General features: G+C 67.0%; 16 protein-coding genes and 2 riboswitches. Of the genes, 3 read left to right on the top strand and 13 right to left on the bottom strand.

The features are described from left to right. Positions 1 to 521 precede the first annotated feature (521 nt). The 10 genes from ET475_RS14085 to ET475_RS14040 all read right to left on the bottom strand — a co-directional run bounded on the left by ET475_RS14085 (position 522) and on the right by ET475_RS14040 (position 12984). Positions 522 to 2228: an ABC transporter family substrate-binding protein gene (locus ET475_RS14085; protein ID WP_165310944.1), complete on the bottom strand. Its 1707-nt coding sequence runs from the start codon at positions 2226 to 2228 to the stop codon at positions 522 to 524. A gap of 55 nt (positions 2229 to 2283) precedes the next feature. Beyond that, on the bottom strand, positions 2284 to 4392 hold the full coding sequence (locus ET475_RS14080) for an ABC transporter ATP-binding protein (protein ID WP_129391572.1): 2109 nt from the start codon (positions 4390 to 4392) through the stop codon (positions 2284 to 2286). Further along, positions 4385 to 5317 (bottom strand): ABC transporter permease, encoded by a 933-nt coding sequence (locus ET475_RS14075; protein WP_129393996.1) that lies wholly within the window; start codon positions 5315 to 5317, stop codon positions 4385 to 4387. The genes ET475_RS14080 and ET475_RS14075 overlap by 8 nt, the downstream gene beginning before the upstream one ends. 7 nt (positions 5318 to 5324) lie before the next feature. Beyond that, on the bottom strand, positions 5325 to 6305 hold the full coding sequence (locus ET475_RS14070) for an ABC transporter permease (protein ID WP_129391569.1): 981 nt from the start codon (positions 6303 to 6305) through the stop codon (positions 5325 to 5327). 262 nt (positions 6306 to 6567) lie between these two features. Continuing rightward, complete coding sequence (locus ET475_RS14065) at positions 6568 to 7098, bottom strand: hypothetical protein (RefSeq protein WP_129391566.1); 531 nt, start codon at positions 7096 to 7098, stop codon at positions 6568 to 6570. Continuing rightward, complete coding sequence (locus ET475_RS14060) at positions 7095 to 7625, bottom strand: PH domain-containing protein (protein ID WP_129391563.1); 531 nt, start codon at positions 7623 to 7625, stop codon at positions 7095 to 7097. Before ET475_RS14060 ends, ET475_RS14065 begins: the two co-directional genes overlap by 4 nt. 26 nt (positions 7626 to 7651) lie before the next feature. After that, the gene (locus ET475_RS14055) at positions 7652 to 9322 is read right to left on the bottom strand and encodes a dipeptide ABC transporter ATP-binding protein (protein WP_129391560.1); all 1671 of its coding nucleotides are present in this window, start codon (positions 9320 to 9322) and stop codon (positions 7652 to 7654) included. Beyond that, positions 9319 to 10257 (bottom strand): ABC transporter permease, encoded by a 939-nt coding sequence (locus ET475_RS14050; protein WP_129391557.1) that lies wholly within the window; start codon positions 10255 to 10257, stop codon positions 9319 to 9321. Before ET475_RS14050 ends, ET475_RS14055 begins: the two co-directional genes overlap by 4 nt. Then, a complete protein-coding gene (locus tag ET475_RS14045) occupies positions 10247 to 11176 on the bottom strand; it encodes an ABC transporter permease (protein WP_129391554.1) in 930 nt (309 codons plus the stop codon). Before ET475_RS14045 ends, ET475_RS14050 begins: the two co-directional genes overlap by 11 nt. Before the next feature lie 173 nt (positions 11177 to 11349). After that, positions 11350 to 12984 carry a peptide ABC transporter substrate-binding protein gene (locus tag ET475_RS14040; protein WP_129391551.1) on the bottom strand — a complete coding sequence of 545 codons (1635 nt, stop codon included), beginning with the start codon at positions 12982 to 12984 and terminating at the stop codon, positions 11350 to 11352. A 173-nt stretch (positions 12985 to 13157) separates the two neighbouring features. Between ET475_RS14040 and ET475_RS14035 the strand changes: the two genes are divergently transcribed. Then, complete coding sequence (locus ET475_RS14035; RefSeq protein WP_422879917.1) at positions 13158 to 13970, top strand: CPBP family intramembrane glutamic endopeptidase; 813 nt, start codon at positions 13158 to 13160, stop codon at positions 13968 to 13970. Positions 13971 to 14221: 251 nt separating this feature from the next. Next, positions 14222 to 15304, top strand: coding sequence for a hypothetical protein (locus ET475_RS14030; protein ID WP_129391548.1), 1083 nt, complete (start codon positions 14222 to 14224; stop codon positions 15302 to 15304). A 636-nt stretch (positions 15305 to 15940) separates the two neighbouring features. Here the strand turns inward: ET475_RS14030 and gcvP are convergent. From gcvP to ET475_RS14015, 3 genes are read right to left on the bottom strand one after another with little or no spacing between them, the layout of a single operon-like run. Beyond that, positions 15941 to 18763 (bottom strand): aminomethyl-transferring glycine dehydrogenase, encoded by a 2823-nt coding sequence (gcvP, locus tag ET475_RS14025; protein ID WP_242497859.1) that lies wholly within the window; start codon positions 18761 to 18763, stop codon positions 15941 to 15943. 50 nt (positions 18764 to 18813) lie between these two features. Further along, positions 18814 to 19191 carry a glycine cleavage system protein GcvH gene (gene gcvH / locus ET475_RS14020; RefSeq protein WP_129391542.1) on the bottom strand — a complete coding sequence of 126 codons (378 nt, stop codon included), beginning with the start codon at positions 19189 to 19191 and terminating at the stop codon, positions 18814 to 18816. Next, entirely contained in the window at positions 19188 to 20357 is a 1170-nt protein-coding gene (locus tag ET475_RS14015; protein ID WP_129391539.1) for a glycine cleavage system aminomethyltransferase GcvT, read from the bottom strand. The genes gcvH and ET475_RS14015 overlap by 4 nt, the downstream gene beginning before the upstream one ends. Before the next feature lie 41 nt (positions 20358 to 20398). Then, positions 20399 to 20500: riboswitch (glycine riboswitch) on the bottom strand. 1 nt (position 20501) lies between these two features. Beyond that, positions 20502 to 20590, bottom strand: a riboswitch (glycine riboswitch). A gap of 138 nt (positions 20591 to 20728) precedes the next feature. Between ET475_RS14015 and ET475_RS14010 the strand changes: the two genes are divergently transcribed. After that, positions 20729 to 24328 (top strand): IPT/TIG domain-containing protein, encoded by a 3600-nt coding sequence (locus ET475_RS14010; protein WP_129391536.1) that lies wholly within the window; start codon positions 20729 to 20731, stop codon positions 24326 to 24328. Positions 24329 to 24338 lie beyond the last annotated feature (10 nt).

The raw sequence follows: 24338 nt of genomic DNA, 5'->3' as shown, positions 1-24338 counted from the left end.
ATTCTATCGGTGTGGAGCGGGCGCCCCGTTCAGGATGCCTTCAGTTCGCATGCCAGCAGGGGCTCTGGCACAACGAGCCGCCAAACACGATGGGAGCGGCAATTGGAGGATGAACCTCTACGAATGCATCCCTCGACGATCGAACTCACCCCGCTCCTGACGGCTCGACCTCCCCACAACTCGTTCCCAGCCGATGGGCGATGCGCCCGTTGTAAAAGCATCGTGCCCCCACTACAGTGTGGGAGCAACGCCGTTGAAGAGAAAGGAGAGTCCGATGGAGTACCGTCTTTCAAAGCGTAGCCTGACTGCGGTTATCGCGATATTGTTTGCCTTCGCGGTTGCGGGAGTTGTAGTTGGCAGCGCTAATCAAGTGCCAACGACCAACGTTGCATGTGTGAACGCCTATGGGCAGACCATCACGCCCTTCCCATGCATCACCTGACTATCGATTCACAACTGAAGGTGGGGTGGTCTCGGTTTACTGAGATCACCCCACCTTCAGTTCGGTTGGCTATGTGGCCTTACTTTGTGAAGCCGACCTTGGTCCAGTCAGAGGCCCAGCCCATGAAGGTACTCGGACCGTAGTTGGCCAGGTTCGAGTCGACGATGGAGATGTTCGGCGACGGGTAAAACGGCAACATCGGCATGTAGTCCGCGATGACCTCGTTGATCTGCTGCGTGATCTTCAGGCGCTTCTCCGGGTCGAGCTCAGCGTTGGCCTGCGTCCACAGGTCACCCAGACGGTCATCCGACACGAACGCGAAGTTCTGGCCGTTTCCACCCGGCTTCTGGGCCGGGTAGAACAGCGACTCGGTCGAGGAGACCGGGAACAGCGTGCCCTGCCAGCTGAACGTGGCCATCTCGTACTTGCCGTTCTGGATGTTGGTGAAGTAGTCGGCGCTCGGAACCTCGTCGAGGGTCACGTCGATGTCGATCTTCTTCAGCGAGGACTGGATCTGCTGAGCACGCAGCTCGTTCGACTTTGTCCCCTGCGGCACGATGACCGAGAGCTTGAGCTCGGTGCCATCCTTGGTCCACTTGCCGTCGGCGTTGGCCCAGCCGGCGTCGGTGAGCAGCTTCTTGGCCGCGTCAAGGTCGTAGGGCAGCTTCTCGCCGACGGTGTCGGTGTAGCCCTTCTGGCCCGGCATGTAGATCCAGTTGCCGTTGGTGGTCGCCTCAACACCCAGCGGCGAGTTCGCCGTCTTCGAGATGAGCTCACGGTCGATCGCCTGGGCGACGGCCTTGCGCACGTTGGCGTCATCCAGCGGCGCCTGCAGACCGTTGAAGGTCACCTGCGAGTAGGTCAGGCCACCGGAGTTGAGCGCCTTCGCGCCCGACTTCTTCAGCGCTGCCGTGTAGGTGTCGACGTCCTGAACGTTGTCAACGGCATTGATCTCGTTGTTGGCGAAGGCCTGCGCCTGCGAACCCTGGTCGATGACCGTCCAGGTGATCTTGTCGAGCTTGGGCGCGTCACCCCACCACTTCGGGTTCGGCGTCTCGGTGTAGACCTTGGCGTTGTTGTCGATCTTCGACATCACGTACGGTCCGCTCGAGGGCAGCGGCTTGGTCGTGTAGCCGCCCCACTTCGCGGGGTCCTTCGCGATGTCAGCGGGAACGGCCGGCTGGGTGAGCAGTGCCTGCCAGTCGGCGTAGGGCGACGAGAACGTGAACGAGAACTCGTAATCGCTCTTGACGTCGAAGCTCGCGACCTTGTCGAAGCCGGCCGACGAGGCGATGTCGAACTTGTCGTTCTTGCCGCTCAGCGCGGCGAACGTCGCCTCGTAGTCGTTCGCGGTCAGCGGGGTGCCGTCTTCCCACACCGCCTTGTCGTTGAGCTTGACGTCGACCGTCTGCGGGTCGTCGCTGGTCAGCTCGATCGAGGTGGCGTAGTTGGGGTCGGGCTCGACGGCGCCGTCCTTGGTCGCCTTGTAGGGGGTGCCCATGATGGGCGCCTGCATGTTGACGACCTCGACGTTCGCACCGAGCGAGGTGGCGATGTTCCAGTTTCCCTCATCGGTGCCGCTGGACAGGACGGCCAGGCTCAGCGTGCCCCCCTGCTCCAGGTTCGACGCGGGAACATCGGTCCAGCCGACGAGCGGCAGCTGCGGGGCTTCGGTCTCACCTGCTCCGTTGGTGGGCTTGGCGTTGGGCTGTGCGCAGCCGGCCAGTGCAAGACCGGCGACGCTGAGCACAGCGACAGCCGCAAGAGCTGTGGTTCTGCGGTTCATGTGCTTCCTCTTCTTCTGAATGTCCCGCCGTTGGGGGCGGGAGTCGAAACGGCCGTCAACCGACGACCAATGTGTTCCGATCCACGTGATGGCAGGCGACAAGGTCGCCGTCGTGGTCGACGAGTTCGGGATCGCTCGCATCGCAGAGCGCGCGCTCGGCATCGCCGAGAATCCGATACAGCGGGCAGCGCGTGCGGAAGCGGCATCCGTCGATCCGCTCCGCCGGGCTGGGCAGGTCGCCCTGCAACAGCACGCGCTCTCGGGCGCGCTCGATCGCCGGGTCGGGAATCGGAGCCGCTGACATCAGTGCCTGCGTGTAGGGATGCTTCGGTGTGTCGAAGACCTGGGCGATGTGGCCGTACTCCACGATCTTGCCGAGGTACATGACCGCGACGTCGTCGGCAATCTGGCGCACAACGGCCAGGTCGTGGGCCACGAAGATCAGCGAAAGGCCGAGCTGGTCGCGCAGATCCTGCAGCAGGTTGATGACTCCCGCCTGGATCGAGACATCCAGTGCCGAGACCGGCTCGTCGAGCACGAGCACCTTCGGGTCGGTCGCCAGTCCCCGCGCGATGCCGATGCGCTGGCGCTGACCGCCCGAGAACTCGTGCGGGTAGCGGTCGAGCATCGACGGGTCAAGTCCCACCAGATCGAGCAGCTCCCTGACCCGCTCGTTGCGCTTCTCGCGCGAGACGCCCTGTGCCAGCAGCGGCTCGCCGACCACATCGGCGATCGGCAGGCGCGGGTCGACAGCGGCCGCAGGGTCTTGGAAGACGATCTGGATCTCGCTGCGCAGCTGGCGGCGGGCGTGCGCCGTCAGCTTGGCGACATCCTTGCCCACGATCTCGATCGAGCCTGACTGGGGCTTGACCAGCTCCATGAGCTCGAGGATGGTCGTCGTCTTGCCGCACCCCGATTCGCCCACGATCGCCAGCGTGCGTCCCGGCTTCAGCGAGAACGAGACACCGTCGACGGCGCGGACGGTACCCACTTGGCGGCGGAAGACCCCGCCCTTCATGAGCGGGAAGTGCTTCTTGAGGTCGTCGACCACCAGCACCGGAGGCGCATCGGCGGGCACCTCGCGGGCCACCAGCGCCTCGGGCCGCGGGAAGATGTCGGGTCGGGTCAGCTCACCCGAGAGGATCTCACCGGCCCGGTGGCACGCCGACACGTGGCCGTCGGGGCCCCCGTGCGCCACGAGGGCGGGCTCCTCGGTACGGCAGATGTCGATCGCAGCTGGGCAGCGCGCGGCGAACGGGCATCCCCGCGGCAGGTTCGCCAGCGAGGGCGGGCGCCCCTCCAACTGCACGAGCCGGCTGGTGCCCGCTGTGCGGATGTTCGGCACCGAGCGCAGCAGCCCGATCGTGTACGGCATGGTGGGCTCGGTGAAGACCTGATCGACTGTGCCCGACTCGACGAGCTTGCCCGCGTACATCACCGCGACACGGTCGGCCTGACCGGCGACCACTCCGAGGTCGTGCGTGATCAGCGAGACCGCGGCCCCGGTGATCCGCTTGGCCTCCTGCAGCACCTCGAGGATCTGCGCCTGAATCGTCACGTCGAGGGCCGTGGTGGGCTCGTCGGCGATGATCAGGCGCGGATCGTTGGCGATCGCCATCGCGATCATGGCGCGCTGGCGCATCCCACCGGAGTATTCGTGGGGGAAGGCCTGTGCACGCCGCGTGGGGTCGGGTATGCCGACGATCTTCAACAGCTCGACCGCGCGAGAGGCGGCCGCCTGCTTGCTCAGCGCACGGTCGTGCAGCCGCAGCGCTTCGGAGATCTGATCGCCGACGGTGTAGACCGGAGTCAACGCCGAGAGCGGATCTTGGAAGACCATCGCTATCTCACTGCCGCGGATGCGGCTGAGCGCACGGTCGTTCATCGTCAACAGCTGCTTGCCGTTGTAGAGGATCTCGCCCTCGACCACCGCGGTGTCGGGCAGCAGCCCCATGATCGCCAGCGACGAGACCGACTTGCCCGATCCCGACTCACCGACGATGCCGAGGAACTCGCCCTCGTCGATCGTGTAGCTGATGTCACGCACCGCGCGCACATCGCCCGAGCGCTGCGGGAAGGTCACCGAGAGGTTGCGCACCTCCAGCAGCGGCGCTCCCCGGCGGGGTGTGGCCGCGGGTTGCGGCTGTGCGAGTGTCTCAGGCACGGTTCACCCCCGAGGTGGGGTCGATGGCGTCGCGCAGGGCGTCACCGACGAGGCTGATGGCCAGCAGCAGCAGAATCAGCGTGCCGGCCGGAAAGAGGAAGAGCCAGGGTCGCGTGGTCGCCGCCGATTGGCCATCGGCCAGCAGCGTGCCCAGCGAAACAGCGGGCGGCTGCACCCCGAAGCCGAAGAAGCTCAGGCTTGTCTCGGCCAGGATCATGGCCGCGATCCCCAGCGTGGCGTCGATGATCAGCAGCGACGCCACGTTCGGGATGATGTGCCGGCGCACCACCGACCAGGTGCCGAAGCCCATGTAGCGGGCGGCCTTGACGAATTCACGCTCGCGCAGCGACCGTGTCTGGTTTCGGATCACCTGCGCCATGATCATCCACCCGGTCACCGCCAGGAAGATCATCATCACGACCCAGCTGCCCTTGGTGAACGGGTACAGCAGGATCAGGATGAAGAACGCCGGCAGCACCAGCAGCAGGTCGATGACCCAGGCGATCGTCTTCTCGCCCCAGCCGCCCAGATACCCGGCGGTGGCACCGAGGACGCCGGCGATGAGGGTCGAGGCAGGCCCGGCGATGAAGCCGATGATGAGCGATTTCTGCAGGCCCGAGACGATCTGCGAGAACAGGTCGTGGCCCAGGATGTCGGTGCCGAACCAGTGCAGGATCGTCGGCGGATAGTTCATGTTATCGACGTCTTGATCGGTGGGCGACCACTGCGTGAGCAGCTGGCCGAACACCGCCCACAAAACGAACAGGACGAGAACGACGGCGCCGATCCAGAAGCGCGGTGTGTGCTGCAGGCGGCGCCAGATGACGCGCCCGCGCGAGGCCGGCTTGGCGGCCAGCACAAGACTGACCTCTTCGGGATCGCTCACCACGGTGTCGGACTGGGCGAGCAGGTCTGCTTCGGGCATGGCCATCTCAGCGCCTCACTCTCGGGTCGAGCGCCGCATACAAGATCTCTGACAGCGTCGAGGAGCACAGGATCAGAATTGCGACGAAAAGCGTGGAACCGGCCACGGCATTGATGTCGTTCTGCTGGATCGACTGGATGGCGAGCTCACCCATGCCGTGCCAGCTGAAGACGATCTCGAGCATCGCGGAGCCCGCCACCAGCGTGCCGAAGCTGTACGCGAAGAACGTCGACATCGGAATCAGCGCAATGCGTACGCCGTGCCGCACGAGCGCCGACCCGCGGGTGCGCCCCTTCGACCGCGCGGTGCGGATGTAATCCGCGCCCAGCACGTCGAGCATGGCGTTGCGCTGGTACCGGCTGTACGACGCAGCCCCGACGATCATCAGCACGAGGGTCGGCAGGAATGCGTGCGATATTCGGTCGCCGAATTGTGGCCAGAAGCCGTCAGGCGCATTGGCGGAGTATTGCCCGCTGAAGGTGATGAGCTGCACGCCCAGAAGGTTGTTCAGATCGGTCGCCACGATCATGAACAGGATGCCCATGACGAACGTCGGCGTGGCGAAGACGATGTACGACAGGATCGTCACCGTCTGGTCACTGAGCTTGTACTGGCGCACCGCACCCCACACGCCCAGGATCACGCCGAGCACCGCGCCCAGGATGGAGCCGATCAACAGCAGCTGCAGACTCACCCCGGCGCGCACGATGAGCTGCTGGGTGACCGGCTGATTTCCGACGGTCAGGCCAAGGTCGCCGTGGAAGATGTTCGTGAACCACGTCCACACACGCTCGATGAGCGGAACCTGTGGGTTGACTCCCCAGGTGTCCAAGAGGTGGTCGATCGACGACTGCGGCGGACGAGGATGCCGGCTCTCCAGCTCCCACACGGGGTTCAGTCCGATGCTGGCCAGGACATACGCCAGAGAGGCTGCCACTGCCGTCAGGATCAGATAGTTGAAGATCCGCCGGATGATGTAGATGGTCATGCGCACCACCTGCGGGTGGCGATCTTGTATGACCGCGTGCGGGGCGCTTGGGGCGCACCGATCGCGGTGTTTTCGGTGGTCACGTCTGTGAACATTTCCTTGCTCGTCGAGCGCCGACTCGTGATCGACGACGATGTCGATGCCGAAGCCATCTCGGCGCAGACCCGTATGGGGCCGGCGTCCACTCTAATCGACATCCCGGTCTCTTCCTGTCTTGTCATCAATTCTTTATCCGAATGTTGGTTTGGTGTGACACCGGGTGTCAAAACACGAGGGCCGCAGTCGCGCCCAGCAGAAGAATCGCACCCGCGATGATCGCGGGAAGATCCCATCCCCGACGTACGTCTCCCCCGGTCGCGGATGAGGACTGCCACGCGGTGCGCAGCAGCTCTAGCGCCGTGTCGCTGACCTCGGCGCCACGATGTCGTCCTGCCCGGGGCGCGAACGGACTGCCCCAGCATTCCACCGCACCACCGTCATCGAGGACCAGCCTCAGCTGCGCGTGCCGCTCGATGGACACTATCCGCCCCCAGGGCACGTCGATCACACGAAGCAGGTTGCGCGCGCTGACACCGGCGCGATCGAACCGGATGCTCATCCGCACCAGGAACACCCACGCGGCCCAGAGCACGAAAAGGAACACTCCTGCCACCCGCAGACCCAGCTCCCACCGGCCACGCAACAGGGCATCGCCCACGAACAGCGCACCGGCCCCGGCGAGGGCGATGAACGCGACGAGCGAAGAGGTCGCGCGCAAGACGACTGCACCACCGGCATCCAGGTCCTTCATCATGCCGCAGGCCCCGCGACGACGATGGCGATGACCGCCCATGCCATCAACACCGCCAGAGCCACCAGCGCCGGCACGTCCCAACCGTGCCGCACCGGCGCGCCGGAGGGGGCAGCTGCAGCCTCGTACAGCCGCTGCGCGTACTCATACTGCGCACGGATGTGCTCGGGGGTGCCTTCGGCTCGGGCTGAGCGGCGCACGCTGCGCGACTCGAGCGGACCGCCCAGCGCCCGCACCAGTGAATCGTCGTCGAGATCGAAGACCACCTGCCAGCGCCATTCCAGGGCCCGCACGCGCTCCCACGGCACCCGGATCACCCGCAGCAGGTTCTGCACGGTCGCCCCCTGCTCATCGACCTCGAGCGATGACGCGAAGGCGGACACATACACTCCCCACAGGGCCAGCAGCGGCCAGGGCGCCAGCAGCAACGTCTCACCGAGACCCCCGCGAACGAGAGCATCGCCGAGGAGGAACACGACGACCAGGGCGCTGATCCCGAAGATCGGCAGGGCCGAGCCGGGCCGGAACACTCTGCGGCCCGGAGTCTGTTGGCTCTTCAGTTGTGACCACCGCCCAGCGGGATTCTCGCACCCGGGATCGCATCGAGAAGTCTCTGCGTGTAGTCCTCTGCGGGGTTCGCGAAGATCTCGTCCACTGTGCCGTGCTCGACCACGCGCCCCTTTTCCATGACGCACACGTTGTCGGCGACCACGCGCACCACGGCCAGGTCGTGTGTGATGAACAGGTAGGTGAGGTCGAGTTCGTTCTGCAGGTCGGCGAGCAGATTCAGGATCTGATCCTGCACCAGCACGTCCAACGCCGAGACGGCCTCGTCGAGCACCAGGATGTCGGGCTTGAGCGCGAGTGCGCGGGCGATGGCCACGCGCTGCCGCTGGCCGCCAGACAGCTCGTTGGGATACCGGCTGGCCAGCTCCTGCGGCAGCGAGACCTGATCGAGCAGCTCGATGACGCGTTCGCGGCGTGAGGGCTTGTCGCCGACGTCGTGGATGTGCAGCGGCTCGGCGATGGTGTTGCCGATGTTGCGCAGTGGGTCGAGCGAGCCATAGGGGTCCTGGAACACCGGCTGCATGCGCCGGCGCAGATCGAGCAGCTCGCGGCCGGACAGACCGGCCGAGTTCTTGCCGTCGATCTCGATCAGCCCCGAGGTGGCGTCCTCGATCTTCAGGATCATCTTCGCGACCGTCGACTTACCCGAGCCCGACTCGCCGACAAGTGCGAGCGTCTTTCCCTTCGGAATGTCGAAGCTGACAGCATCCACGGCTCTGAACGGCACCGAGCCGAATCCCCCGGTGCGGATCTTGTAATCCTTGGTCAGATCGCGCACCCGCACGGCAGGCACGACATTCTGATCGGATTCGTGTTCGATCCCCCGCCGCTCGGCGGTGGCCTGGATCCGCTGCGACGCGATACTCGGCGCCGCCGCCACGAGCTTCTGCGTGTAGGGGTGCAGCGGGTTCTCCAGAATCTCGCGGCTCGGTCCCGCCTCGACGATGCGGCCGTGCTGCATGACCACTATCTTCTCGGCCCGCTCGGCGGCCAGGCCGAGGTCGTGCGTGATCAGCAGCACCGAGGTGCCCTTCTCGCGGGTGAGGCTGGCCATGTGGTCGAGGATCACGCGCTGCACCGTGACGTCCAGTGCACTCGTGGGCTCATCGGCGATCAGCAGCTTCGGGTCGGCGGCCAGGCCGATGCTGATAAGGGCCCGCTGGCGCATTCCGCCGGAGAACTGGTGCGGGTACTGATGCAGACGCCGCTCGGCATCGGCCAGGCCGGCCTGCTTGAGCACCTCGATGGCGCGGGCGGTCACGGCGCGTCGGCCGTGGGCGATGCCGTTGGCGCGAATGGCCTCTTTCACCTGGAAGCCGATCGACCAGACCGGGTTCAGGTTCGACATCGGATCCTGCGGCACGAAGCCGATCTCGCGGCCGCGCACCCGCTCCATCTGCGAGCGGCTCAGCGAGGTCAGCTCGCGTCCGTCCAGCAGGATGCTGCCGGCGGTGACCCGCCCGGTGCCGGGAAGCAGGTCGACGATGGCCGCGGCCGTCGTCGACTTGCCCGAGCCCGACTCGCCGACGATGGCGAGGGTCTCGCCGGCATACAGGTCGAGGTCGATGCCGTGGAGCACTTCGTTGACCGTCTTCTGATGGCGGAAGGCCACCTTCAGGTCGCGGATGCTCAGCAGCGGAGTCTCGAGGCTGTCACTCATCGCTGGGCCCTCGCTCTCGGGTCGAGGGCGTCTCGGATGAGCTCACCCAGCATGACGAACGCCAACACCGTGACGGTCAAGAAGATCGAGGGATAGATCAGCGACATCGGTGCGACGCGGATCTGCGACTGCGCACTGCTGATCTCGGTGCCCCAGGAGATCGTGTCACCCAGGCCCACACCCAGGAAGGCCAGCGTCGCCTCGGCGACGATGGCCGCCGCCAGGCTCAGGGTCGCGACCACCAGCAGCGGTGCTATCGCATTCGGGATGACGTGCGAGAGCATCGTGCCGAAATTCGACTTGCCCAGGGCCCGGGATGCCGTCACGAAGTCGGCTTGCCGCACTCTGAGCACCTCTGCCCGTACAACTCGCGCCGTGGACGCCCACGCGAATCCGCCGATGGCCACGGCCAGGGTCAGCACGTTGCGGTACTGCGCGAACACCGTCATGACCACCACGGCGGCCAGGATGTAGGGGATCGAGAAGAAGATGTCGCCGACGCGGGAGAGCACCGAGTCGAGCCATCCGCCGTAGTATCCGGCGAAGGCGCCCATGATCAGGCCGATGACCGATCCGATGATCGTGGCCAGAAGGCCCACCGACACCGAGACCCGGGTACCCCACACGATGCGCGCGTAGATGTCGCATCCCTGGAAGGTGTACCCCAGTGGATGCCCGCGTGCGGGGCCCGCGTTCGAGAAGTCCAGCGAGCACTGCTTGGGGTCGATGTGGGTGAAAAGCGTCGGCACGAACGACATCAGCAGCACTATCACGATGATCGCGATCGAGATCCAGAAGGTGGGACGTTTGCGGATGTCGCGCCAGGCGTCCGACCACAGGCTGGTGGGCTTGGCCGCCACCTTGACCGCGTCGACCGAGACCGTGGTGGTCTCGACCGGGGCGACGTAGTGCGTCGGCAGGCTGTCACTTGACATAGCGGATCCTCGGGTCGAGCAGCCCGTAGAGCAAGTCCACGAGCAGGTTCACCAGCACGTACAGGATGACGAACACGGTGACGAACGAGACGATCGTCGGCCCTTCATGCTGCAGCGTCGCGTGGTAGAGGGTGTTGCCGACGCCGGGGATGTTGAAAACCGCCTCGGTGACGGTGGCACCCACCAGAAGAACACCGAAGTTCGTCGCCGAGTTCGTGATCACCGGGATGAGCGAGTTGCGCAGCACGTGGATGGGAAGAACGCGATTGCGCGACAGGCCCTTCGAGTACGCGGTGCGCACCCAGTCCTGATTCATCGTGTCGATCACCGAGCCGCGCATGAGCCGCATGCTGGTGGCGAAAAGACTCACCCCGAGCACGAGAGCCGGCAGCCACAGCCCGTTCCAGCCGTTGTCGGCGCCGACGGTCGCGTTGAACCAGCCGAGCTTGATGGCCAGGAAGTACTGGGCAACGAAGCCGAGAACGAAGACGGGGACCGACAGGAAGACGAGCCCCGCCATGAGCGCACCGTGGTCGAACAGCTTGCCCTTGCGCAGCGCCGAGATCGTGCCGATGATGATCGACAGCACGAACTCGATGGCGATGGACATGACCGCCAGTCGCGCCGTGACCGGCAGTGTGCGGGCGAGCACGTCGTTGACCGACTGGCCCGAGAACGTCGTTCCCATGTCTCCGCGGAAGATGCCCGACAGGTAGAACCAGTACTGCACGAGGAACGGCTGATCGAGGTGATACTGCGCGCGCAGCTGCTCGAGCAGCTCAGGGGTGGGCTGTTTGTCGCCGAACAGCGCGGCGATCGGGTCGCCGGGCATGGCGAACACCAGGAAGTAGATGAGCAGCGTGGCGCCGATGAACACCGGAATCAGCTGCAGGACGCGTCTGACGATATATGCGAACATGCGCCCTCCCTTCGGGTACAGGGATGCCTCTCACCGCATCGCAGAGGCTGCCGTGCAGCGTTGTGCACTGCCGACATCCTCCCGCGAAAAACGCGCGAGTGCGAGAGCTGGATGGCACGCCGCGAGGCGGTGACGTGATCGTCACCGCCTCGCGGGTCGGATCCCTCGGGCGGTCAGCCCTTGGTGATCTCGTAGTACAGCGGCACGGAGTTCCAGCCGAAGGTGACGTTGTTCACGCCCTTGCCGAAGCCACCGGTGACGTTGGAGTACCACAGCGGGATCGCCGGGAGGTCCTTGAGGAGGATCTCCTGCGCCTTCTGGTAGTCCGCGATCGCCGTGTCCTGATCGGCTGCCGACGCACCCGATGCCAGCAGCGCGTCGAACTGCTTGTTCGAGTAGTCGGTGTCGTTCGAGCTGGCACCGGTCGAGTACAGCGGCTGCAGGAAGTTGTACATGCCGGGGTAGTCGGCCTGCCAACCGGTGCGGAACGCCGTCTTGATCTTGCGGGCGTTCACATCGGCGCGCAGCGTGGCGAAGTCGACGTACGACTTACCCGACGCGTCGATGCCCAGCGTGTTCTTGATCGAGTTCGACACGGCGTCGACCCACTCCTTGTGGCCGCCGTCGGCGTTGTACGCGATCTGGAAGCTGCCACTCCACTTGGAGATGGCGTCGGCCTCGGCCCACAGCTTCTTGGCCTCGTCGGCGTTGTACTTAAGCACATCAGCACCGGCGAGCGAGTCCGACCACCCGTTGATGACCGGCGAGGTGAAGTCGCTGGCAGGGGTGCGGGTGTCGTTGAAGATCGTCTTCGTGATCTGCTCGCGGTTGATCGCCAGCGAGATGGCCTGCCTGCGCAGCTCACCCTCCTGGCCGGTGAAGTGCGCGGCGTCGCCCGGGATCGAGAACGACTGGAAGATCGCGGCCGGCTGGTTGACCGCGCGGTCGCCCAGGTCACTCTCGAACGTCGCGAACGCCGACGGCGGAATCGCGTCGAGCACGTCGAGATTGCCGCCCTGCAGGTCGGCGTAGGCCGAGTCCTGCGAGGCGTAGAACTTGATCGTGATGCCACCGTTCTTCACCTGGCGTCCGCCGGTGTAGCCGTCGTTCTTCACGAGGTCGATCTGGATGTCGTGCTGCCAGGCCGAGTCGCTGGCCAGCTTGTACGGGCCGTTTCCGATCGGGTGCTCGCCGAACGACTTCATGTCGTCGAATGCAACCGAAGGCAGCGGGTAGTAGGCCGAGTAGCCCAGGCGCTGCGACCAGTCGGCTGCCACCGGCGAGTTCAACTTCACCGTGAAGGTGTAGTCGTCGACCTTCTTCAGACCGGTCAGCTCCGAGTCCTTGGCCGGGTCGAAACCTTCGATGTCAGCGAACCACGACGAGTTCAGCTGCTTGTTCGAGAACTTCGCGCCGTACTGCCATGCGTTGATGAAGCTGTCGGCGGTCACCTCTTCGTCGTTGGTGAACTTGTTGCCCTTCTTGAGCTTGATCGTCAGGTTCGACGGGTCGTCGACCGTGATCGACTCGGCCATGTCGTTGACGAGCTTGCCGTCGCCGTCGTAGTAGGCCAGACCTGCGAAGACGGAGTCGAGGATCTTGCCACCGCCGACCTCGTTGGTGTTGGTGGGGATCAGCGGGTTCTCGGGCTCATTGCCGTTGACCGTGATGATCGCCGAGGCGTTGCCCCCGCCGTTCGTCTTGCCGTTGTCGCCCGTGGTTCCGCCGCCGCCCGCGCAACCGCTGAGGGCGATGACGCCCGCAGTCAGCAGCGTGAGAGACGCGAGGGCGATCTTGCTGCGCTTCACGTGTCCTCCTGTGAAAGGGATGATGACCGCGTACTCATGGTGCGCAGCGATGCGCACCGCAACGTCGCGGTGATGACGTTTACCATAGGCATACTGATGGCTCTGCTCCAAATATCGGCCAAAACCGTTACACACCTTTTACCCTGAACGTCTCACATGTGACAATCTGTGGAGTGTCCGACTCACAGGCGATCCCGACCCCGTCTCGCACCCGCCTGTGGTGGGAGATCGGCCTGGTGCTGGCGTGCACACTGGGTCAGTCGGCGGTGTACTCGCTGATTCTGCTCGTGCGCCGGTTTCTGGCGAGCACCCCCTTGGGCGATCAGTCGACGGCGTTGAACCCATCGCAGGCCGCCGAGGCGTTCTGGGACATCCTCTACCAGCTGCTCGACATCGGCTTCTCGCTGGCGTTGGTCGGCCTGGTCGTCTATCTGCTGTGGGATCCGGGCTGCAGCGCGTTCCGCCGAATCGGGCTCGATGTGCGCCGGCCCGGCCGCGACCTCGGCTCGGGTGCGCTGATTGCCCTGGTGATCGGCGTGCCGGGCCTGGGCCTGTATGCGATCGGGCGCGTCATCGGGATCACCGTGCAGGTTTCGGCATCCCCTCTCGACCCTTCCTGGTGGACCATCCCCCTTCTCGTGCTGTCTGCCGTGCGTGCGGCGCTGCAGGAGGAGGTCATCATGATCGGCTACCTTTTCACCCGGCTGCGGCAGATCGGGTGGGGCGACTGGCGGATCATCCTGGTCTCGGCGGCGATCCGCGGCTCGTACCACGCGTACCAGGGCGTCGGACCGATCTTCGGCAACTTCGTGATGGGCGTCGTGTTCGGCTGGTGCTACAAGCGGTGGGGGCGCGTCATGCCGCTCGTGGTGGCGCACACAATTCTGGACGTGGTCTCTTTCGTGGGCTACCCGCTGGCCGCAGCGTGGTGGCCCGGCGTGTTCGCGCCCGCGCCGGCACCGTCGCCGTCGCCCACCGCGAGCTGACGCGCGCGGCGCGGCATCCCGCCCCCGCCGGCGCCGCGGCAGCGCGCGCCCCGCATCGCGGCGCTCCGCATCGTGGCGCTCCGCATCGCGGCGCTCCGCATCGCGGCGAAACGTACCCTGCCGCGCGAAACACCACGCAACGCGGTGAGTCTCACGCGCTGACGTATGTCTCGCGCGCATCGCAGGCCGCGGGCAGACGACCGGGACCCGCACGCTGGCCGAACGCGTTATCCACAGATCGCACATCAGCCATGCCGAAGGCCACCGCGATCGGGCATCGTGTCGTGCATGGAAATATCTGCCCGACTCTCGAGACGACGCTGCAGCTCCTGCCCGCTCCGATCGAACTGTACCGGGTCGCCGACGAGGGGCCGACGGGCCGAAGGTTGCGCGACGACCCCGCCTATCACCGGGTGCGTCACGGCGTCTACGCGCCGTCTGCGGCCTGGCGCGACCTCAAGCCCTGGGAGCGCTACTTGGCCCGGGTGCACGCGTACGCGCTCAGGCATCCCGATGCGATCTTCTGCTTGGAATCCGCCGCGGTCTTATGCGGTCTGCCGGTCTTCGGCGAGCCACGCGACATCCACGTCTTCGATCCGGATCGGCGCGGGTCCCAGCGAATCGGCGATGTGCTCGTGCACACCGGCAAGGTCGACCGCGCTCTCGCGCGCGCGGACCATCTGCAGGTGGTCGACATCACCGATACCGTGCTGGACCTCGCACGGATGCTGCCGCCCGCCTTCGGGCTCAGCTGCGTGGACACCGCCCTGGGATCGGCATTCGGAATCGAGCGGGACACGCTGCGCGAACGCGCGCAAGAACTGCGCAGCCCACGAGGGACGCAGCGGCTGAAATGGGTGCTGGACAACGCCGACCCGGCGAGCGAGTCACCGGCCGAGACTGTCAGTCGCGCGGTCATCCTGTGGTGGGGACTCGAGATTCCCGAGTTGCAGGTCGTGTTCCACTACGAGGGATGCGAGGACCGCGTCGACTTCTACTGGCGGCGGCTGCGACTGATCGGCGAATGCGATGGCGAGAAGAAGTACAGCGACAGCGACCCGAAGAAGGCGAAGCGGCAACTTCTTCAGGAAAAGGAACGCGAGGATCGCCTACGGCGCCATGAAGGCGGGATGACGCGCTGGGGGTGGTCGGTGGCCATGCGCGGCGCGCCCTTGCGTGATCGTCTGGCACTGGCCGGTGTGCCGCAGGTTCGGCCCGTGCAGCATGCCATGCTCGCGACGCTTCTCACGCATCCGCGGTCGTTCCCTCCGGGCCAGAGGCTACAGGTCGAACGCGACCGTCTCGCCGACGAGGGCGGAAGGGCCGCTCGCTGAGAGCCCAGCGCCGAGTGCGGTGTGCGCGAGCGAATCCTGGCGCGGGCTCCCAGCCGGTGCCGGCGAGACTCACACCAGCGCGCGAAACACAGCGCGTTGCGGTGAGTCTCGCGCGCCAAGGCAAGTCTCGCCAACCCCCGCCCCGCGCCAAGGCGAGTCTCGCGCGACCCCGCCGGCACGACCCCGGCGAGACTCACTCCAGCGCGCGAAACACAGCGCATTGCGGCGAGTCTCGCGCGCCAAGGTGAGTCTCGCCAGCTCCGCCCCGCGCCAAGGTCAGTCTCACGCGCCAAGGCGAGTCTCGCGCGACCCCGCCGGCACAACCCCGGCGAGACTCACTCCAGCGCGCGAAACACCGCGCGTTGCGGTGAGTCTCACGCGCCAAGGCAAGTCTCGCCAACCCCGCAGGCACGACCTCGGCGAGACTCACACCAGCGCGCGAAACACCGCGCGTTGCGGCGAGTCTCACGCGCCAAGGCGAGTCTCGCGCGACCCCGCAGGCACAACCCCGGCGAGACTCACTCCAGCGCGCGAAACACAGCGCATTGCGGCGAGTCTCGCGCGCCAGGGCAAGTCTCGCCAACCTCCGCCCCGCGCCAAGGCGAGTCTTCTGCGCCGAGGCGACGCGCGCGGGCGCTACGCGAACGCCTCCACCGGCGGGCAGGCACAGACCAGGTGCCGGTCGCCCCAGGCCTGGTCGATGCGGCGCACCGGCGGCCAATACTTGCTCCGCACCAGCGAGGCGACCGGGTACACGGCCGTCTCGCGCGAGTACGGGTGCGTCCACTCCCCCGCAACCACCGACTCCGCGGTGTGCGGCGCGTTCACGAGCGGATTGTCGTCGGCCGGCCACTCCCCGGCAGCGACTGCCACGGCCTCGGCCTTGATCGCAATCATGGCTTCGATGAACCGCTCGAGCTCGTCGAGGTCTTCCGACTCGGTCGGCTCGACCATGAGCGTGCCTGCCACGGGGAACGACATCGTCGGGGCGTGGAATCCGTAGTCGATGAGGCGCTTGGCGACATCGTCCACGGTGATGCCGGTCTGCTCGCGCAGCGGCCGCAGATCGAGGATGCACTCGTGCGCCACCAGCCCTGACTCGCCCGTGTACAGCACCGGAAAGTGCTCACGCAGTCGCGCGGCGAGGTGGTTCGCAGCCAGCACGGCAGCCCCGGTCGCCTCGGCCAGGCCCGACGCACCCATCATGCGCACGTACGCCCACGAAATCGGCAGGATTCCGGCCGAGCCGTAGGGCGCCGCCGACACCGGCCCGCCCTCGAACCGCACGCCTCCGGCGTGGTCTGCGCGCTGCGCGAGCGGATGCGACGGCAAGAACGGTGCCAGGTGCGCCTTGGCACCCACCGGTCCGACCCCCGGTCCCCCGCCTCCGTGCGGGATAGCGAACGTCTTGTGCAGGTTGAGGTGCGACACATCGCCACCCAGGTCACCGAACCGCGCGAAGCCCAGCAGCGCGTTGAGGTTCGCCCCGTCGACATACACCTGCCCGCCCGCGTCGTGCACTGCCTGGGCGATGGCGACCACGTCCTGCTCGTACACGCCGTGCGTCGACGGATAGGTGATCATGAGCGCGGCCAACTCCGCCGAGTGCGCAGCGATCTTCGCGCGCAGATCGCCGAGGTCGACGTTGCCTTCATCGTCGCAGGCGACGACCACCACCGAGAACCCCGCCAGAACCGCGGATGCCGCATTCGTGCCGTGCGCCGACGACGGAATGAGGCACACCCGGCGCCCGGTGTCGCCGTTCGCGTCGTGGTAGCCGCGGATCGCCAGCAGCCCCGCCAGTTCGCCCTGCGAACCGGCGTTGGGCTGCAGCGACACGCTGTCGTACCCGGTGACCTCGGCCAGCCAGATCTCGAGCTGCTCGATCATGGCGAGGTATCCGCGCACGTCCGCTTCGGGCGCGAACGGGTGCACGTCGGCGAACTCAGGCCAGCTGATGGCGGCCATCTCGGTGGCGGCGTTGAGCTTCATGGTGCACGAGCCCAGCGGGATCATGCCACGGTCCAGCGCATAGTCGCGGTCGGCGAGCTGCTTGAGATACCGCATCATGGCTGTCTCGGAGCGATGCGTGTGGAAGACGGGATGCGTCAGGTAGTCGTCGTCGCGCTTCAGCGCGGCATCCATCTTCGCCAGCGGCTCGAACCCGTCCCAGAAAAGCTCGCGCTCGCCGTGCTCATCGGCCTCGGGTGCACCGAACGCCCAGGCGACGGCGGCCAGGTCGGCGGCGGTCGTGGTCTCGTCGACCGAGATTCCCACCGTGGCCTCGTCGGCCCAGAACAGCTGGTATCCCTTCGAGCGCGCCCGCTCGATCACGGTACGCGCAGTGCCGGGCACGGTGACCCGCAGCGTGTCGAAAAAGGCGTCGTGGTGCACGTTCTGGCCGTAGTCGCGCAGCCGCTGCGCAAGCGCCTCGGTCTTCCGCGACACCGCCGAGGCGATCGCGCGCAGCCCCTCGGGGCCGTGGTAGACCGCGTACATCGCGGCCATCACAGCCAGCAGCACCTGTGCGGTGCAGATGTTGCTGGTCGCCTTCTCGCGCCGGATGTGCTGCTCGCGCGTCTGCAGCGCAAGCCGGTAGGCGGGGTGCCCGTCCGCGTCCTGCGAAACGCCCACCAGGCGACCCGGCAGCTGGCGTTCGAGCCCCTGCCGCACAGCCATGTAGCCGGCGTGCGGCCCGCCGAAGCCCATCGGCACCCCGAACCGCTGCGTGGTGCCCACCGCCACGTCGGCGCCGAGCGACCCGGGCGGGCGCAGCAGCGTGAGAGCGAGCAGATCGGCGGCGACAACGGCCAGTCCTCCGGCCAGATGCGCGGCGTCGATGACCGCCGACGGGTCCCACACGCGCCCCGAAGCGCCCGGATATTGCACGAAGACCCCGAACAGTTCGTCGGGCAGTTCGGCGCCATCGGCGAGAGCGAGCTCGACCAGGTGCACGCCGACGGCGGCGGCGCGCGAGCGCAGCACGGCCTTGGTCTGCGGCAGCGCATCGGCGTCGACGACGAAGACATCGGTCTTGGCCTTCGAGGCACGCCGGGCCAGCAGCATCCCCTCGGCCACCGCCGTCGACTCGTCGAGCATCGACGCGTTCGCGGTGGCGAGGCCGGTCAGATCGGTGACCATCGTCTGGAAGGTGATCAGCGCCTCCAGCCGCCCCTGCGAGATCTCGGGCTGGTAGGGCGTGTACGCGGTGTACCACGACGGATTCTCGAGCACGTTGCGCGCTATCACCGACGGCGTGAAGGTGTCGTAGTAGCCGAGCCCGATCATGGCGCGCGCGGGCCGGTTCTGCCCCGCCAGCGCACGCAGTTCGGCGAGGGCTTCGGCCTCGGTCGCAGGCTCGGGGATGTCGCTGGTCGAACGGGGTGTGGAGTGGATGGATGCCGGCACGGCGGCCTTCACGAGCGCGTCGACACTGTCGTAGCCGAGGCCGTCGAGCATGTGCCACTGCGCGGCGCCGTCGGTGCCGATGTGGCGCGAGGAGAATCCGGTCACGCGGCGCCGCCGGTGAGTTGCTCATAGGCGGCCCGGTCGAGCAGCTCGACGGTCTCGGTGCCGCGGATCTTCAGCAGCCAGCCGGCGCCGAACGCGTCGGAATTTATCGTCGACGGGTCGTCGTCGAGCGCCGCGTTGACCTCGACGACCTCGCCGGAAACGGGCGCGTACAGCTCGCCCACCGACTTGGTCGACTCGATCTCGCCACAGACGTCGCCGGCAGTCACGGTGCTGCCCACGTCAGGCAAGTCGACGAAGACGACGTCGCCGAGCTTGTCGGCGGCGTAGTCGGTGATGCCCACGGTGGCGACATCGCCGTCGCGGTCGATCCATTCGTGCTCGGCCGTGTAGCTGAGGCTGTTAAGGTCGGTCATTTCGTCCTCCGGTAGAAAGGCAGTTCGGTCACGGTGGCCGGCACGGCGGTGCCGCGCACGTCGATGAAAAGGTCGGTGCCGGATGCCGCGAAGGCGGGCGGCACGAAGGCCATGGCGATGGGATGCCCCAGGGTGGGCGAAAGTGCACCGCTGGTGATCTCGCCGATCGGGGCGTGGTCGGGGCCGAGCACGGCATAGCCGGCACGGCCGGCCCGGCGGCCGTCGGCGACAAGACCCACGAGCACCGGCGCATCGGTCAGATCGCGAGCCTCGAGCCCCGCCTTGCCGACGAAGTCGTGCTTGGCCATCACGGCGACCCGCCCGAGCCCTGCTTGGGCCGGCGCGATCTCTCGGCCCAGCTCATGGCCGTACAGCGGCATCCCCGCCTCCAGCCGCAGAGTGTCGCGGGCGGCCAGGCCCGCAGGGATCAGGCCGAGCGGAGCACCTGCACTCAGCAACCCGTCCCAGAGCGCGCCGGCCTGTGCGTTGCCGATCAGCAACTCGAAGCCGTCTTCGCCGGTATAGCCGGTGCGGGCGACGAACATCCATGCGCCGTCGAACTCGCCCTGCCGCCAGGCATAGTAGCCCAGCTCATCCAGGTCGGGAATGTCGACACCGGCGGTCTCGCGAAGGATCCGCTCGGCAGCGGGCCCCTGCACGGCGATGAGTGCGAGCTCATCGGTGACGTCTTCGATGCGGGGCGCGTCGCCACCGGCCACGGGCGCGAAATCCCCCGGTTCCGCGCCGTCACGGAACGCGTGTGCCCAGGCCTCAAGCCCGCGCGCAAACGCCGCCGCGACGGCACCCCGATTGCCGGCATTGGCCACCACGAGAAAGTACTGCTCGCCGGTGCGATAAACGATGACGTCATCGATGATGCCGCCGTCGTCGGCGAGCACCAGCGAGTACTTGGCCTTGCCGATCGCCATCGCACTGATGCGCCCGGCCAGCACATCGTCGAGAAAGTCCGCTGCGCGGCCGTCATGCACCCAGAACTCGGCCATGTGTGAGATGTCGAACAGGCCCGCGGCTTCGCGCACGGCACGGTGCTCGCCGAGGTCGGAGGTATAGCGGACTGGCATGGACCATCCGCCGAAGTCGGTGAACGAGGCGCCGAGCGCTTCGTGCCGGTCGTGCAACGGGGTCTCGCGCAATGGTGTGGACATGGGTGCTTTCGAGTCGGCGACGCCATAAGCGCCGGTCGGACTCCCCCTCTGTCATGGGCCTGAGAGTTTCACCGCAGCGGGATGCTGCAGCTTTCACCGTCGGCGGATCTCGAGCGAAGCTCGAAAATCGCTTTTCAGAGTGGCCGGACGCTCGCGGTATGCGGACCTGAGAGATTGGCGGGGAGGCTTGCTCCTTCGGTGTCCGGAGAACCGGACTCTCCCGCGCGCGTCATGCGGCCTGAATGGTGTTCAGTTGCGCACCCAGCATACCGGGGTCACCTGCATGTGACGATCCTCATCGTCGCCGGTATCACCGCGCGCGCGAGCGTGCTCTTCCTCACTGAACGCAACCATCCGGTGGGGAGGACACCATGGCTGTTCGCGAAGAAGCGACAAGAGTCGGGACACGTCGCGCGGTGGTCGACATCGGCTCGGGCGTTGCGGAGTTCGCCCGCGGAGCACTGCCTCGGCTCGACCCGCTCGATCCCTCGGCGGCATCGCTCATCAAGGCACACCCCACGCTGGCCGAAGACGTTCTGCACGACCGTCTGCTCGCGGCCACGCACTTCTCCGACAGTCTGACCAAGATAATCGCCGATCCCGCGTTCGACATCGGTACGCTCGCCTCAGGTCGAGTGCCGGGCCAGCTCACCGGCATCGTCATGCAGCCCGAAGGCGTGCCGGCCACCCGGGTGCAGGTCTCGATAGCCCGCCCGTTCCCGAGCGGGCCGGGTGCGGGCACAGCCATCACCGGCACCGACGGGGTGTTCGCCATCGCGGTGCCCGCCTCGGTGCGATCGGCCGAGGCGCTGAAGACGATAGTGCTGCGCGTGGCGGGAGCCACCGCCACCGTCGACGTCGACATCGCCGTCGCCTCGCTGACCACCACCGGCTCGGTGGGGACGGTGACCCTCGAACGCCCGGTGGACGCGCTGCCGGTCTCGGTGATCAGCCAGCTGGGCACCATCGTGGCCGGGCTCGACGCGAACCTACCCGATCAACCCGCCCCCGACACCTCGGGCACCGCCGTGCAGCTCACGCTGGGTGCCGACACGTGCACCCAGCTGTTCCGCAGCGACTTCTCGGTGGATCGATTCCCCTACGGCGTCTTGGTGCGTCTGGTCGAACCGCGCCCGAGCATGGGGTCGATCGCCGCCGATCTGCACGGACGCAAGGTGTCGATAGCGAATTTCGCGGCCGTCGGATTGCAGGGCCTGGACTACCGCCACGTCGAGCGGGTGCCGGTCGACCAGCCGGTGAGCATCGACGCGTTCCGTGACGGGCTGGCCGGCATCTCGCCACGGGGCATCGGCACCGGCACCACGAACGTGCCGGTGGCCGGCACTCTCGGGCTCGGCTACATCGTTCATCTCGCACAGAGCTGGACGCCGAAGGGCCTGATGCTGGGCGACCTCGTCTATTCGCTGCCGCTGGCACCCGGCGAGCAGCAGCGCATCGCCATCGTCGACCAGCGCTCGACGACATCGGTGACCGAAACCGAACGCCTCGACGTGCAGGAAGCCGAGACATTCCGTCAGGGGCAGGATGCCTCAGCCCGGGCGACCTTCGAGTCCGGCATGTCGCAGTCCGCCTCCGGCGGCAGCAGTTTCAGCACCGAGGCGCACTCATCGTCGTGGGGTGCGGCAGGCGGCATCGGCTTCGCACTCGGCCCCATCGCGATCGGGGGCGGTGCCGCGGGCGGCGGCGGAAGTTCGGATGCCTCTGGCAGCACCAACAACTGGATGCAGGGTGTGAGCGGCTACACCTCCACGGCGGCACAGTCCTCGCACGCGTCCGTCGAGCGCGCCGCCAACGCGCAGCGCAGCCTGCAGCGCATGGGAATGCGGCTGGCGGCGGCATCCGAGCGCAGCGAAGTGGTCACCAAGGTGATCGCCAATCACAACCGCACCCGGGCTCTCACGATGCAGTACTGGGAGGTGCTGCGTGTGTTCGACGTGCGCTCGACGGTCGAGGGCGTCTCACTCGTGTGCTTCGTGCCACTGGACCCGGTGCGTTTCTTGCCCGTCGGAGAGCCCGACACCCTGCCCGACGCCACGCTGAGCCGCACCGACCTGCTGCACAGGTATGGGGAGCTGCTCGAGGCTGCGAGCGTGCTGCGGCGGGTGATCGAGCGGCCGTACCGCAAAGGCCTCGCCCTTCTCGAAGACTTCGCCGGCGACCCACGCGCCACCGTCGAAGCGCCCACCGACTCCGCCGCCGATGTCGTGACAGTGCAGGCCGAAGGCACCTTCCTGCCGTATGACGATGTGCGGGTGACCCTGCTGGCCGCCGGAGGACGCCGGGTCGGACCGTACCCGATGCCCACCACCGGACTGCCCGGCCTGCCCGAGCCGGGCGACCCCGCATCGAGCCTGGCCTCGGAAGCCGAACTCACCGCCTATCTGGCCGGCATGCGCACCGGCGGGACACAGCACGTGATCTCGCGCAGCATCGTCCTGCCCGACTGGCTGCCGCGCACCGACGTCGTCGGTGTCGAGCTGAGTCGGCAGTTCCGCGGCATCCACCATCACTTCCCCTCGACGGCGACGACCGAGTTCGCGCGCCTCGCCCAGGGCGGCTTCACCGCCACAGCCCTGACCGAACTGCTCTCCGGCGGAGTACCGGCGCACGACGTGTGGTTCGACCCCGATCGCCTTGAGCGCGAGGTGGGCGGCCCACGGCTCAATCGTGTGCGGGCTGCGCTGGTGGATGCCTCGACGACTTTGAATTCGCCCGCCCCGGCCGGCAAGACCTACTTCGACGAGCTGCTGGCCGGGGCCGAATTCACCCTCGCGCCCCAGCCGTTCGCCGCCACGCAGCTGCCACCCGAACTGCGGTACTCGGCCGTGCTCGAGATCGAGAAGACCCTGCAGCATGTCGTGGCCAACACGGCCACGTACTCGAAGGCGGTGTGGATGTCGTTGACCGCCGAGGAGCGCGTCATGCTGCTGGAGGGGTACACGATCGGGGTGCAGAACGGGGTGGGCGACGACACGCAGGACATACCACTGCTCGCCTGCGTGGCCAATCAGCTGCTCGGCTTCTACGGCAACTCGATGGTGCTGCCTTTCATGATCCCGGCCGAGCTGGTCGCCACGCGCAAGCCGGTGGATGGCGTGCCGTTCACGACCGCCTCGGTGCAGGATGCCCTCTCGAAGTACCACTCGAGCGCGTTCTCACCGCCGGTGTCGACGATCGCACTGCCTACGCGTGGGGTGCTCGGTGAGGCGGTGCTGGGTCATTGCCCATCGGCCGAGAAGATCGATCTGACCCGCTTCTGGAACTGGCAGGACTCGCCCATGGACGAGGCACCCCAGATCGACACGGTGACCGTGCCCACGGCATCCCTCACCGCCGATGCCACGGCTCCGTCGACCCTCACCGGCGTCGCGCCGATGATCCAGAACTTCAGCACCGCAGGCCCCGCCCAGGATGTGAGCCTGCTGGCCGACCTCATCCAAGCGGGCGCCGCCGCCAAGGGGTTCGACATCGCCTCGCTCACGGGGTCATCGGCGCTGGCCGATCTGGTGAAGTCGACGCTGTCGACCGCGGAGTCGGCGCGCAAGGACGCGCTGTCCAATGCCACCACCATGGCTACCAAGGCCATGGATTCGATTCCGAATGTCATCGCCGCGAAGGCGGCGGCCGGCAAGAAGGATGACGACAAGAAGACCGACGACAAGAAGGATGGCGGCAGCGGCGGTGCCGATGCACCCACGGTCACCGAGCTCTCGCCCACGCACGGCACATCGGGCGCCAAGCTCGCCATCACCGGCACCGGGTTCACCGGAGCCACCGGGGCCACGGTGGGCGGCAAGGCGCTGGCCGCCTTCACCGTCGTGAGTGCCACCCGCATCGAGGGGACCATTCCGGCGGGCCTGACCGCCGGCCAGGCCGTCGAGGTCGCCGTCACCGGCCCGAAGGGCACGAGCGCCCCATCGGCCAAGTCGAGTTTCACCGTGGACGCCTGAGGCGTGAGGG

The sequence above is a fragment of the Microbacterium protaetiae genome (assembly GCF_004135285.1).
GTDB lineage: Bacteria > Actinomycetota > Actinomycetes > Actinomycetales > Microbacteriaceae > Microbacterium > Microbacterium protaetiae.
Note: the sequence above shows the minus strand (reverse complement) of the source record. Positions and strands in the feature narration are given on the sequence as shown.

Coding starts and splice junctions, on each gene's coding strand:
- ET475_RS14010 (WP_129391536.1), top strand. CDS start 20,729: ATGGCTGTTCGCGAAGAAGCGACAAGAGTCGGGACACGTCGCGCGGTG.
- ET475_RS14075 (WP_129393996.1), bottom strand. CDS start 5,317: ATGCCCGAAGCAGACCTGCTCGCCCAGTCCGACACCGTGGTGAGCGAT.
- gcvH (WP_129391542.1), bottom strand. CDS start 19,191: ATGACCGACCTTAACAGCCTCAGCTACACGGCCGAGCACGAATGGATC.
- ET475_RS14050 (WP_129391557.1), bottom strand. CDS start 10,257: ATGTCAAGTGACAGCCTGCCGACGCACTACGTCGCCCCGGTCGAGACC.
- ET475_RS14030 (WP_129391548.1), top strand. CDS start 14,222: ATGCCGAAGGCCACCGCGATCGGGCATCGTGTCGTGCATGGAAATATC.
- gcvP (WP_242497859.1), bottom strand. CDS start 18,763: ATGCTCGACGGCCTCGGCTACGACAGTGTCGACGCGCTCGTGAAGGCC.
- ET475_RS14065 (WP_129391566.1), bottom strand. CDS start 7,098: ATGATGAAGGACCTGGATGCCGGTGGTGCAGTCGTCTTGCGCGCGACC.
- ET475_RS14070 (WP_129391569.1), bottom strand. CDS start 6,305: ATGACCATCTACATCATCCGGCGGATCTTCAACTATCTGATCCTGACG.
- ET475_RS14015 (WP_129391539.1), bottom strand. CDS start 20,357: ATGTCCACACCATTGCGCGAGACCCCGTTGCACGACCGGCACGAAGCG.
- ET475_RS14085 (WP_165310944.1), bottom strand. CDS start 2,228: ATGAACCGCAGAACCACAGCTCTTGCGGCTGTCGCTGTGCTCAGCGTC.
- ET475_RS14045 (WP_129391554.1), bottom strand. CDS start 11,176: ATGTTCGCATATATCGTCAGACGCGTCCTGCAGCTGATTCCGGTGTTC.
- ET475_RS14055 (WP_129391560.1), bottom strand. CDS start 9,322: ATGAGTGACAGCCTCGAGACTCCGCTGCTGAGCATCCGCGACCTGAAG.